This is a genomic window from Acinetobacter sp. 778_lipA (genome assembly GCF_058242985.1).
In genome coordinates, this window is the sequence record NZ_JBZAYT010000001.1 from 2,767,599 (window position 1) to 2,780,132 (window position 12,534).

At 35.6% G+C, this 12,534-nt stretch carries 9 protein-coding genes; 3 read left to right on the plus strand and 6 right to left on the minus strand.

Going from position 1 to position 12,534, the window contains the following annotated elements:
- Positions 1-7 precede the first annotated feature (7 nt).
- Together ruvA and ruvB are read left to right on the plus strand one after the other, a co-directional pair.
- Positions 8-610, plus strand: a complete 603-nt coding sequence (gene ruvA / locus AC4CUY_RS13220; RefSeq protein ID WP_004724404.1) for a Holliday junction branch migration protein RuvA — start codon at positions 8-10, stop codon at positions 608-610.
- A 17-nt stretch (positions 611-627) separates the two neighbouring features.
- The gene (ruvB, locus tag AC4CUY_RS13225; RefSeq protein ID WP_262086242.1) at positions 628-1,629 is read left to right on the plus strand and encodes a Holliday junction branch migration DNA helicase RuvB; all 1,002 of its coding nucleotides are present in this window, start codon (positions 628-630) and stop codon (positions 1,627-1,629) included.
- Between the two features lie 224 nt (positions 1,630-1,853).
- Here ruvB and AC4CUY_RS13230 read toward each other — a convergent pair whose 3' ends face one another.
- Positions 1,854-4,043 carry a TonB-dependent receptor domain-containing protein gene (locus AC4CUY_RS13230; protein WP_490774225.1) on the minus strand — a complete coding sequence of 730 codons (2,190 nt, stop codon included), beginning with the start codon at positions 4,041-4,043 and terminating at the stop codon, positions 1,854-1,856.
- 920 nt (positions 4,044-4,963) lie between these two features.
- On the opposite strand from AC4CUY_RS13230, the gene AC4CUY_RS13235 reads away from it, so the two are divergent.
- Complete coding sequence (locus AC4CUY_RS13235; protein ID WP_419327933.1) at positions 4,964-6,373, plus strand: short-chain fatty acid transporter; 1,410 nt, start codon at positions 4,964-4,966, stop codon at positions 6,371-6,373.
- Between the two features lie 1,488 nt (positions 6,374-7,861).
- On the opposite strand, the gene AC4CUY_RS13240 is transcribed toward AC4CUY_RS13235, so the two are convergent.
- From AC4CUY_RS13240 to AC4CUY_RS13260, 5 genes are all read right to left on the minus strand, one after another.
- Complete coding sequence (locus AC4CUY_RS13240) at positions 7,862-8,335, minus strand: hypothetical protein (RefSeq protein ID WP_490774226.1); 474 nt, start codon at positions 8,333-8,335, stop codon at positions 7,862-7,864.
- Positions 8,332-8,772, minus strand: a complete 441-nt coding sequence (locus AC4CUY_RS13245) for a lysozyme (protein WP_419331756.1) — start codon at positions 8,770-8,772, stop codon at positions 8,332-8,334. The genes AC4CUY_RS13240 and AC4CUY_RS13245 overlap by 4 nt, the downstream gene beginning before the upstream one ends.
- Complete coding sequence (locus AC4CUY_RS13250; RefSeq protein WP_004817412.1) at positions 8,759-9,052, minus strand: phage holin family protein; 294 nt, start codon at positions 9,050-9,052, stop codon at positions 8,759-8,761. Before AC4CUY_RS13250 ends, AC4CUY_RS13245 begins: the two co-directional genes overlap by 14 nt.
- Before the next feature lie 104 nt (positions 9,053-9,156).
- Entirely contained in the window at positions 9,157-10,161 is a 1,005-nt protein-coding gene (locus AC4CUY_RS13255; RefSeq protein ID WP_490774227.1) for an acyltransferase family protein, read from the minus strand.
- Between the two features lie 241 nt (positions 10,162-10,402).
- The gene (locus AC4CUY_RS13260) at positions 10,403-12,532 is read right to left on the minus strand and encodes a hypothetical protein (protein WP_490774228.1); all 2,130 of its coding nucleotides are present in this window, start codon (positions 12,530-12,532) and stop codon (positions 10,403-10,405) included.
- Positions 12,533-12,534: the final 2 nt, after the last annotated feature.

A 12,534-nucleotide genomic window follows, 5' to 3' on the forward strand; every position in this document is an offset into this window, starting at 1 on the left:
AAACTCAATGATCGGATGTCTTATTGGTGAAGTCTTAGCTTTAGAAGCACCTACCGTACTTTTAAATGTAAATGGCGTAGGTTATGAGATCGACACGCCACTCTCAACATTTTGCCAATTACAAAAAGGTCAAAAAGTTACCTTATGGACACATTTAGCCGTACGTGAAGATGCTCAATTGCTATATGGCTTCTCTAACGCTCAAGAAAAAACCATCTTTCGCACCCTGCTAAAAGTGAATGGTGTCGGTCCTAAAATGGCTTTAGGCATTCTCTCTACACTGAGTGTGGAAATGTTGGTACATACTGTTGAGAATGGTGATGTGAAAACTTTAGTTAAAGTCCCTGGCGTTGGTGCAAAAACAGCCGAACGTTTAATGATCGAGCTGCGTGATCGCTTTAAAGCCTTTGCTACAGGTACCACACCGAGTAATTCGACTTCAACTCAAATACAATTTACGGGCAATTCTGCTGTTGCTGAAGCTGAAGCGGCATTGCAATCTTTAGGTTATAAACCTTTGGAAGCACAAAAACTGATTAATGCCGTGAAAGCAGACTATACTGAAGCAAGCGACATTATCCGTGCTGCACTTAAATCCATGAATAAATAAGATAGATTAAGACACTCATGCAAGACCGTTTAATCAGTGGGGCTGAAAAACCCGAAGATCATTTTGATCGTGCCATTCGTCCAACCTCTTTGGATGATTATATAGGCCAACCTGTTGTACGAGAGCAAATGGAAATCTTCATTGGTGCTGCTCGTGGTCGTGGTGAAGCACTTGATCATACCTTGATCTTTGGCCCACCCGGTTTAGGTAAAACCACATTGGCCAATATTATTGCCCGTGAAATGGGGGGGAATCTTAAATCTACCTCTGGTCCTGTCCTAGAACGCGCAGGTGATTTAGCTGCAATGCTGACCAATCTTGAAGAAGGGGATGTGTTATTTATCGATGAAATTCATCGCCTCTCTCCAGTAATTGAAGAAATTCTTTATCCCGCGATGGAAGATTACCAACTCGACATCATGATTGGTGAAGGCCCTGGTGCACGTTCGATAAAATTAGACTTACCACCATTTACCTTGGTTGCTGCGACAACGCGTGCAGGTCTACTCACCTCACCTTTGCGTGATCGCTTTGGAATTGTGCAACGTTTAGAGTTTTATTCAGTAGAAGATTTAACTCATATTGTGGCGCGTTCAGCAACATTAATGAATGTTCCCACAACAGCAGATGGGGCAAAAGAAATAGCTCGTCGTGCACGTGGTACTCCCCGTATTGCTAACCGTTTGTTACGTCGTGTCCGTGACTATGCACAAGTTAAAGGTACTGGTGAAGTCACTCAACACATGGCACAACGTGCATTGGATATGTTAAATGTTGATAAAGATGGTTTAGATACTTTAGACCGTCGTTATTTATCGATGTTATTAGAACGTTTTGATGGCGGCCCTGCTGGTGTTGAAGCTTTAGCCGCAGCAATGGCTGAAGATTCAGGCACCTTAGAAGATGTGATTGAACCTTATTTGATTCAGCAGGGTTATGCTATGCGTACCGCTCGTGGGCGTATTGCAACCAACCAAGCCTATTTACAGTTTGGGATGACACCACCTGAGCCAAAATAATCAATAAATGGGAATATTCAATATTCCCATGTTCTTCTTATTTTTTCTAAAAGGCTTTAAGTTTTATAGAGAAATCTCTTCTCGTATATTTTTAGCATCTAACCCCTAACAATCTGTGTCGATTTATGTAAATATTTTTATAAAAATTAAATACATAAAAGAAGCTACATACAAAAACCCTATAAAAATAGGGCTTTTGTATTGCTACTCTAAGCTGAGATTTATTAGAATTTAAATGTTGTACTCAATTGAACACGACGCCCCTCTTGAGTATTGCTATATTGATTGTAATAAAGTGAACCTACTTTCTCATAATCAATAAAGTTTTTATCAAAAATATTATATAAAGCAACGCCAATATCCCACGCATCATTCACATTAAAATTTGACCCTATATGCATCAAACTATATGCCTTAAAATCACCCAATGCATCATAGACCCCTTTTTCTGTTGCAGACAAATTATTATATGTAGCGGCGTAACGAGCACGTTCACTACGATATTCACCACGAGCCCATAATTGGATATTATCATCAGCTTGCCATTTTAACGACGCGTTAACAATATGTTTAGGCGTATCGTTTAAAGGCGGATTACCCAGTGCATTATCCTGAATTTCTGTTTCGGTCCACGTATAGTTCAAACCAAATTTCCAAGTCGGTATAAATTCCCAATTTAAGCCTGTTTCAATACCATAGATATTTGCTTTTTGAGCATTGGTCGGACGTCTTACACTCCAGGCACGGGAGCCAGTATCTCCAGGTTGCATTAACCAAGGCGTACCCACACTTGCCATAAAATCTTCACAAGCTTTTTTGTCTTTAGAATCCTTGGCATCACATGTTCTTTCAATTGGGCCAGTGACTATTTTATCCTTCACCTGACTATAAAATGCTGTGATATTAGCATCAAAATTAGAATCATTATTAAAATAAGTACCTAATTCAAAGTTATTACTTGTTTCAGGTTTTAAATCTGGGTTACCAAAAAGAGGGGTTCGTCCTTGCCCACCTACGTTATAAATTCCATGGGTCAGGCGTTCTAAGCGAGGTGCTTTATAGCCTTCACTATAGCCACCTTTAAACGTCCAATTGTCATTTGCGTTCCAAACTAGATATGCTCTAGGGGTCCAAAACGTACCAAATGTATCATGATCATCAAATCGTAAACCCACCGTTAAAGCTAAATCAGGGCTAAGCGCCCATGTGTCTTCAGCGAAAAGACCCAATTGCTTAAACGAAACTTCTTTATTCACTCTTAATCCATCTTTAATGCTCGCATCCCACCATTGTCCACCAAAGGTAATATTGTGCCCATCAAGATATTGGGTTGCGAATTTAGTATCAAAAATCGTGTCTTCGCTTTCTAAACGACGGGGAGTCATCACATTTAAACCAGCTTGAGCACGTGATGAAATAAGGCGACCAACTGTTTCAGTTTGAGTATTACTAATACTGGATTCCAAGCTTCCTAATTTATTACGCCATGTATGTGCAAGCGTGAGTCGATCTCTATTATATTCTTGTGCATTATCATAGCCACCATTGGCCCCAAGCGTACCAAGTTGCCCTTTACTATTGTCATACCATTGCTCAGTTTTTTCATACTCTACGGAGAGATCATGTTGCTTAGTTGGTGTGAATGTTATGCGAGCCCCTATAGTTTCTAAATCCGATTTGGTTGGATTATTTCCCATACTCAGTTCTACTGAATTATTATTGTTATCAAGATAGCCTACATTGGATTGACTACGTTGCGCTTTTCGAGCACGAAGTTGTACTCCCAACAAATCTTGAACAATCGGACCGGTAATAAATGCATCAGCAGCACGTTGATTGCCAAAACTTGAGCTACTAGGGAGTAAAGTGCCTTCTAATGTTATTGAGCCTGTCCATTCATTTGAAACTTTTTTTGTAATGATATTGACGACGCCACCCATTGCATCAGAACCGTACAATGTAGAAGCTGGTCCACGAATAATCTCAATTCGTTCAATTGCTGAAATTGGAGGAATAAAACTGTTATTTGATTCACCAAAACCATTTGGTGTGATGTCTCCTGTGCTGTTCTGACGACGACCATCAATCAAAACCAGAGAGTATTCAGAGTCCATCCCTCGAATACGTATATTTAAACCACCTGTTTTCCCAGCGCTAGGGCTAATATCGACACCCTCAACATCAGTTAAAGCGTCTGCAATTGAGTTTATTCGTTTGTCTTTTAAGTCTTTTTCTGTAATCACAGTAATACTTGCTGGTGCATCTTTAAGTTTTTGCTCATAACCCGCAGCAGAAACAACAATTGTAGCAAGTTGTTGTGGATCTGCAGATTCAGTATTGCGTTCAGCGAAAGCTGAAGTTGTTGTAATTCCTAAAAATGCAATTGAGATTGGATAAAGGTTAAACTTACTCATAAATAGAATTCCAATAGATGGACGAGATAAATAATTGACAAAATAAAAACAAATAACACAAATACTAATGATAAGAATTATCATTAGTAATAAAAAGCATACAAAAAATAACCTTCCCAGTAAAGACTTATTACACTTAAAATTAACTAAAACTTAATAAAATATTTATTGGTTTTCACAAAGCGATTTAACGACACAGATCCAATTAAAAATTTTACTATTTTATAAAATTCATCTTCGATAAGTCATTTTTACACAGCGCTAAATATAAACTTCTACTGTCAGATTAAATCTTCAAACAAGTCTTTTCTTAATTTCCATAACATGTTGTAAGGCTTATCAAAAACTTTAATGATTTAAATATATACTTATTGGTTATTTTAAAGAATTTCTTATTAATATTTTTAGAAAAATATAGTGTATCTTAATATTAGGCACTTATAAGTAGGCAAAAATAAAGGATCATATATATAACTTTTTTTAAACAATCAGAAAAAATATTTCAGGAATGAGCTGACAGTGTTGATAGTTGGAAAATATGGCATATACATTAGGTGCTCAAACGTTACTGCCTATAACCCGCTATTACAAATAAATATAAGCAAGCCATTTTGATTAATGAGTTTTTCTTATTGTATGTTTAAAAATTTAAATTTATAAAAAAGCTAATTCAATGTTAATAATTTAATAAAAGGATAGTTGAAGATTTTGACTGAGTAACACAAAAAGGGAATCAAATTAAGTGAACTTGCATGGAATGTAAGTTTAGAAAAATTTTAACAGTGCATATATCTAAAGCTCATCCGAGAGTCTTTTATACAAATATTCAAACTCACTGATAGTGATGGTTATCGCCCGAAAATCAATATTTTCAACATGGATGTGCTCGTTTCATAATCAAATAAATAGGATATTTAAATATGGATAACACCCAGAATATATTACAAAAATTTGCAATAAAAGTCAGTGATTGGTCAGAAAAATGGTTTCCTGATTCCTATATCTTTGCCCTGTTAGGTGTCATCATTGTCGCCATAGCTGCGATTGGAATAGGAGCATCTGTTCAAGATGTCGCAATTTCATTTGGCAATGGTTTCTGGAGCTTGATTCCATTTACGATGCAAATGTGTATGTTGATTGTCGTTGGTTATGTGGTTTCAGTATCTAAACCCGTCGAAATGCTCATTCAAAAAATGGCTCAGATTCCAACATCTGGAAGGAATGCTATTGTTTTTGTAGCGACGGTCAGCCTCTTTATTTCACTGGTTAATTGGGCCATGAGTACAGTTTTAACTGCCCTTTTGGTGATTGCACTATCCAAGCGTAAAGAGCTGAATATGGATTATCGTGCAGCTGCCGCAGCCGCTATTATTGGTATGGGAGCAACTTGGGCACTTGGCATTAGTTCTTCCGCTGCTCAGTTACAGGCAAACAAGGCGAGCTTACCAGAACCACTTTATAACTTAACTGGTATTATTCCTTTTACTGAAACGATCTTTTTACCACAGTCTATGATTATGACTGCAGTATTGATTATTGTGTCAATTGCCATTGCATTCTGGTCTGCACCTAAAGGCAATAGTATAAAAACCATTGATGAATTTGATATTCATTTTGAAGATAAAGAGACCGAAGTTCAAAGCAAAAAACGCCCAGGTGACTGGCTGGAAAACTCTCCAATTCTCAGTATCTTAATTGTAGTTTTAGGCCTGATCTGGATGTTTAATGAGTTTACAAAAAGCAATCCGATTATTGCGATTTCCAGTTTAAACACTTACAACTTTATCTTCTTAATGCTGGGGATTGCTTTACACGGAACGCCTCGAAATTTTTTAAATGCAGTATCTAAAGCTGTCCCTGCGGTTTCTGGCGTACTGATTCAGTTTCCACTCTATGGAAGTATTGCTTTTATTATGACAAGTGCAATGAACGCACAAGATTTATCTCTATCTCATTATATTGCTGAATTTTTTGTATCAATTGCATCTAAGGAAACTTTCGCAATTGTCATGGGGCTGTATTCAGCTATTTTAGGTTTCTTCATTCCTTCTGGTGGTGGTAAGTGGATTATTGAAGCACCTTATGTCATGCAGGCTGCACACGATCTGAAAGTACATTTGGGCTGGTCTGTTCAGATTTATAATGCAGCAGAAGCTTTACCTAACTTAATTAATCCCTTTTTTATGTTACCCATGCTGGGAATTTTAAAATTAAAAGCCAAAGATGTTATTGGATTTACAGTTACTCAGCTTGTCTTCCATTTACCCTTAGTTTTATTCTTATTGTGGATTCTTGGTCGTACTTTAACCTATATGCCACCTACTTTTTAGAATGTAATATCTTTTCCTTGCCCTCCTTCTAACTTTAAGCGTTTAGGGCAAGGATATCACTAAGCTATTGATATAAATAATCTAAAATTGCGTATAGTTGTAGTATGTTAATTTCAGGGAATATTATAGATTACTTATTATTTTCATAAATTTGCCCTCTATATTTATTATTCATGTTTAAATTTAAGCTCCAAATTATAATGGATAATTTCGTATCGCTCTCTTATTTAATATAAATTTTATTTAGATGAGCTAAAACACTAAAGTTCTCTCTATTCGATTTAATATAATGGTCATTATATGAAATACTTCTCACTCAATCTTTCTGCATCAACTACTTTATCATTGCGTGATATTCTATAATTTAACTTTTGAGTATGACAGTGAGGGTAATACAGTACTCACTGATGCCACTTCATTCAAAGAATCCTCAAGCTAATCTCTGTCAGCCCTTCTTAGCACATTCGGATTGTAATCTTGTGCCATTTGAGAAAGCATGCCTTGTGCTAAAATTCGCGCCAAAGTCAGTGTTAAACTCTTGTGCAAATTTATAAGTGGGTCAAATCGATTTAATTTTTCTACTATATAGCCTCTAAAGGCTATATACACGTACTGTTTAATCAACCAGGCCTCTGTTCATGTAGATTTCCGTTTCTCTCAAAAGATCTCACAGATGCTTTTGGCATAGTTGATAGGTTCCCTTATAAGTATTGTAAAATTCAATGAAGCAATCAGATCAGCGATATAAAGCTCATCTTCTTCCAACTGAATCATTTTAAATTGAAACAGCACAAGTGAATACTGGCAAGCAATTGATAGATATGCAATAAACAACACAGGAATGCATAGCAACATGAGTAATAAATTCGAATTCCAAATTCTAAAACTTATATGAAATGTAGCAATAATAAGCAATAATAGAAAACAACAACCATGCAATCATTTATTCATAATCAAACACTTATAAATATTAAACTTTAATAAGCAATATTAAGAAATAATTAGCAGTCTATTTATGGTCTACTATGGGTCTACTTTTAAAAACTCAGATTTGTAGACCAGTCTAAATATAAGCAGCTAAAAATCCAACTATGGTGATTTCCCCAATGGTTGAATGTGGTACTCAAATTGTGAGTATCAGGTGTTGTGATTTCCACAACCCTTTTAGTGTAGTCATAAAACTGCATGACTAGTTTTAAACTAGGGTTGTAAAAGGTTGGGACGAAATTCGTACTTAGCCCAATTCTTTCTTTACTAATCCCTTCACATCTTCCAATTAACTAACAAGCCCTAACTAGGTCAGTGGTTTTTCTTAAATTACCAAAAAACTCATTTTTATATACATGATACGCAAGTTTTATTGTTGTTTTAGCAAAATTGTCATTACATTTAAGTATGTACTTAATAGTTTAAAACATATTTAAATACACTCTGATTTTTGCTTTTTTGATAGTTTTTATTCCAAAATTATTCCTAAGAATAAAGCCCTCAATCTGAGGGCCATGCATCCCTCAATCTTTCTGCATCAGCTGCGTGTCCATCAGCGGCTTTTGCCACTTCTTGATATTCTGTGATGCACTTTTCGAGTATGTCACTGTTGGTATTGGTGTACTCAATGATGGTTTCTTTGGAAGCACTGGACAAACGGCTGTTTGCAACTTTGAGTTGCTTTGACAAGCTGTCAGCGCTGGCATTAGCAATGCGACTATCAGACTCAATTTGTTTAATTTTAGCATTATAGTTTTGCTCCGCTTTTAACTGTTGTTCAGACCATAGTTTTTCTTTGATTGCTGAGTCTGCTTTGGCCTTTGCATTTTCAGCTTGCAGAATAATTTCAGTCTGCTTGAATTTATCGATCTGCCCTGCTTTCAGGTTCAACAAGGCAAGGCAAACAATCAATAAAAAAGCGAGAAGTCCGATTAAGATTTCTCGCCATTTTGAGATGATTAGGAATAATGTCATTTTAAAAATAACTCCATTTCAATTTTTCTGCGTTTTACAAGACCATTCAAAACTCGACCACCAGCTTTGTTCCACTTTGGAAATTCAGCTGCAGCACCTTTATAGTCCTTTGCATTGAGCTTTTTAAGCAAAGTAGATTTGCTAAGATTGCCTTCGCCTAAGTTATAAGTGAATGAGGCTAAAGCATCGAATTGGTTTTGACTGAGTGGAACTTTCACCAAACGATTGATAGCATTTTCAAATACAACCAAGTCATTACGCAGATATTCTTCTGCCTGAGATTCAGTGCATACATCGCCTTTTTTAACTCTTACACCATTGGGGTATTTGATTGTGCCAAATCCAATGGTCCAAATGCCCACACCATCATCATAGGCTTTCAAGCGTTTGCCTTCAAAACCTTTGATTAAGTCTACTCCTTGATTACTTGTCTTCATTTGATTTCACCTTATCTTTCACAAATTTCTCAGCTTGTGATTCAACAAATTGACTGCCCAATGTTCCTAAAAATGCACCCAAGCCAAGAATGGCAAGCATGTTTAAGTCAGATATCCAGATGAGTGCACCACCTGCACCAAGTGTTGTGAAGCCGTTCAAGATCGCTCGACCAAGAACAACTCGCCATGTTAGTTTTTCAGTGCTTACGAGTACTTTTGCCATAGCAATTACTACTCCCATTAGAATTAATTGAAGTGCCACTTTTTCATGCTCTTGCATGTAACCCCCTATTTTTGGCAATAAAAAACCCTGTCTTAATTAAAAGGCAGGGTTTGATGTGGTTTGTTGGTTTTTCAGAAAAATTTATGGAATATTTTACCCTATTATTGCAAACTAGTTTCGTTCTTTAACCTAGGTGTTAAATTTTTAGGGGCATAAAATGGGCGCTCTATAAACAAATATGAAGCAATAGAAAAAATAGTTGTTAATACAAAGACTATCGGAAGTGATAAATATAAGCTTTTTATATCATTTAAATTAAAAAAATCAAAAACAGTAAAAAGATAAAACAAGACAATTCCATGCAACAAGTAGGTGCTATAGCTAACATCACCAAGTATTTTTAACCCCTTATTGTTTAATAAGCCAAAAAAGTCACACCCATTAACTATTAAGATAAAAATTACTGTTAGTGTCATCATCTGTGGAGGATAGTAGCTTCTCATAAAGCACATGGCAACAACAAAAAGAAGAAGAAGAATACAGCTAACAGTTACATTGTTTCTCTTAATTATATCTTTAAATTTTCCATCCAATTTTACACTTAAAAATGACAGTATGAATAAAATGTACATAAATTTGTTAGTATTTAACAGTATAAGAAAAAAAATTATTGTTGCTGGAATTAAAAACCTTAAATCCTTTTTCTTTTTCATTACTAAATAAACTATAGGTAAGGCAAAGTAAAACCCCCACTCATACAGTAGTGACCATTGAACTCCAGCATTAATTAACATGCTTGGATAGTCTTTAAACCCCTCACTTTTAAAAACAATGTATCCACTAGCCCATCTTAACAGCTCATTCAAAGAGTAACTTTGCTGAACAAACAAAATCGTTGTAAAAACAATTATTACAACAGTGAATATGTACAGAGGCATTATTCGCCTAATGCGAGAAATATATAATTTTTTCCAGTCGATATCTTCACTTTTAATTAGCTTACTTAAAAATAAGTACCCAGTAATTAGGAAAAATAGTGACACAGGGACAGAACCAAAATTATTGATTAATTTATTGTCATAAGGATCCCAATTTCCTGTAGTTTTCCATAAATATGTACAGTAAAAATGATGCAACAGTACTGAAAAAGCTAGTATTCCACGCAAACCATCTATCGCTGACCCCCTGTTTATTGAATCAAAACTAGAATAATATACGTTTGGTATTTTGCTTAATAGAAGCGATGTACAGACCATACACACAAAAAATATTGTTATTAGGCTTAGAATAATCAACTAAATTCTCTTGCAAATTTTTTAATAAAAATACACTATTTGCCTACATTAAACCAATAATTAATTAGCGAAATAAAAAAAAGGGCACCCCCTTTTTTTTATTTATTGGATGTTAATCTGACTCAAGCCTTACAAGTGCACCACTGCATACATCACTGAAAGACCTCCCTGAACTATACGTCGTTAAAGTTGCACTCATATTGTAACCAGTAGGTATTGATGTTCCATCCAATCCATTGAAGTTAAAATTTTTCAAAATTAACTTATGATATCCATTCTGTATATCACTATTATCAACTGATAAAACTGGAGTTTTTGAAACAGTAACAAGATCAAGGAAAGTATTCATTTTCGTACCACTACCATTTATCACGGTCTTGTCTGCTTGCACAACTGAGACGAGAGTTGCGAAACAATAAAGTTGTCTTGGTATTGAAGTATCGCTATCAGATTGCTGAGTTTTAGTTAGCGCATTCATCAATGCTCCATTTATCCTTAATGCAATATAGCCGATTGAAACAGTTGAGTTCATAATTTCAATTTTTATATCAAGATCAAAGGTGCATCCAAGTGTTTGTTTTGCGTATTGCTGAATTAAATTTGTTTTAAGAATTGGTAGTTGTAAATCACCCCCACTCATTTTGAATGTTGGTAAATTTAGCCAATCTCTATACCAATAAGATACTTTGTTTTGATTGTGCAAAAATGGTTGTGGCGGGAATCCTAAATCGCTTAAGGATTGAGAATATCCTGTTTGATTGTTCATGTGACGCACAAAAGAATCTTTATTAAATAAATAATATGCAGTAGTCCAACAATCGCGGACTGTTATTCTCCCGACATGTTGTGTGATCATATTATTTGGCTTTGTGTCATAAACTATCTTGATATCTTGCCAATCTTTATCTGCTGTAAAAACATTCCCACAAGTTAAATTACTTATATAGCCTGTTAAGTTGAAGTGATAATCTGGAGTTAAAAGAATGTTACATTTGTTATTAGCTGCACCAAAAGTAATATTAGACTCAAGATATGGCCCGTCAATTTTAAGAGCATAAACATTCGATGCTCGAAGTAATAAGCCACCACCTTCATGCATACCATCATTGATTCTAAGCGACTGAATGCGTGATTTAATCACAGTACCACTTGAATTGGTGTAATCTTTAAAGTTTAGTAGATCACCACAACCCTCGCATTGCACATTATTCCATTCAACATTAAAAGCTGCATAACCATCAATCGCATGATCGCATTCAGACATTTTACCGCCCAAAAACTGCACAGATTGTATGTACGGAATATTCTCAACGCTTTTCAAAATTGAGCTATACCCAACTGCACCGATTTTATAGTAAGTGTTTGAACATGATGTAAAATTATAAATACGATCTAAGTTAAAAATTTTAGAATTTGCAATTGTTGAGCTAAAGTTAATGCCATCTGTATAAACTTTTCCACAAAACAAGTTTTCTGTAGAGTTTGGATTGCTTAAACTCGCTTTGCTTGTAAACACTGGTGTAGTGCTGTTTGCAACAACTTTAGTTTTCCCTGTGCCTGTTAGGCGAATGTCATTGTCACCGTAGTTTGAAACATATGGTAAACCAACAACTGAAGTTAGAAGAAAATTACCATCGCCCAGATTCACTGCATTGAATGCATCATAAGCTTTTTGCAATGCTGGGCCAATGTCACTTATTCCTGTATTATCAGCCCCAAACCATTCTGCATATACTCCACCTGAATACTGTCGCTCCCATCCATTAAAGATAGTGCCACCATCATTCTCAGATTGTCTTTGATTTTTATACTTAAACAAGCCTTTCTGCAAGCCACTATTTTGTACAGTTCGACCTTCCCATGTTTCAAGGGATAATAATTCTGCAATACTATCTACATACGTTACAGTGGATTTGATTTTTTTATTAATCCCATCAACAGTAAAACTCAAATCCGCATTCAAATCAGTCCAGATGATTGTCTTTCTTTTATTCTTGATAGTTACAGAGCATTTTTCATTTGCGATGTAAAGCTTTGCTGGTTTTCCGCTTTGAGAAATATAGCCATTTCTGGTGCGGATTGGTTGAGGCGCAGGGATAGACAAGTTTTCATCAAAAAATACAGGAACCGGGTAAACTTCTGGGTTCTTACCCACCTCACCAATGTACATATATCCAGCATCCAATGGATCTCCATCTACATCATTAAAAATTGGGTATGGAGATATAACTTTACTACTCATTC

Bases quoted from the DNA above. Each gene is read 5' to 3' on its own strand.
- ruvA (WP_004724404.1), top strand. From the start codon at position 8: ATGATCGGATGTCTTATTGGTGAAGTCTTAGCTTTAGAAGCACCTACC.
- ruvB (WP_262086242.1), top strand. From the start codon at position 628: ATGCAAGACCGTTTAATCAGTGGGGCTGAAAAACCCGAAGATCATTTT.
- AC4CUY_RS13230 (WP_490774225.1), bottom strand. From the start codon at position 4,043: ATGAGTAAGTTTAACCTTTATCCAATCTCAATTGCATTTTTAGGAATT.
- AC4CUY_RS13235 (WP_419327933.1), top strand. From the start codon at position 4,964: ATGGATAACACCCAGAATATATTACAAAAATTTGCAATAAAAGTCAGT.
- AC4CUY_RS13240 (WP_490774226.1), bottom strand. From the start codon at position 8,335: ATGACATTATTCCTAATCATCTCAAAATGGCGAGAAATCTTAATCGGA.
- AC4CUY_RS13245 (WP_419331756.1), bottom strand. From the start codon at position 8,772: ATGAAGACAAGTAATCAAGGAGTAGACTTAATCAAAGGTTTTGAAGGC.
- AC4CUY_RS13250 (WP_004817412.1), bottom strand. From the start codon at position 9,052: ATGCAAGAGCATGAAAAAGTGGCACTTCAATTAATTCTAATGGGAGTA.
- AC4CUY_RS13260 (WP_490774228.1), bottom strand. From the start codon at position 12,532: ATGAGTAGTAAAGTTATATCTCCATACCCAATTTTTAATGATGTAGAT.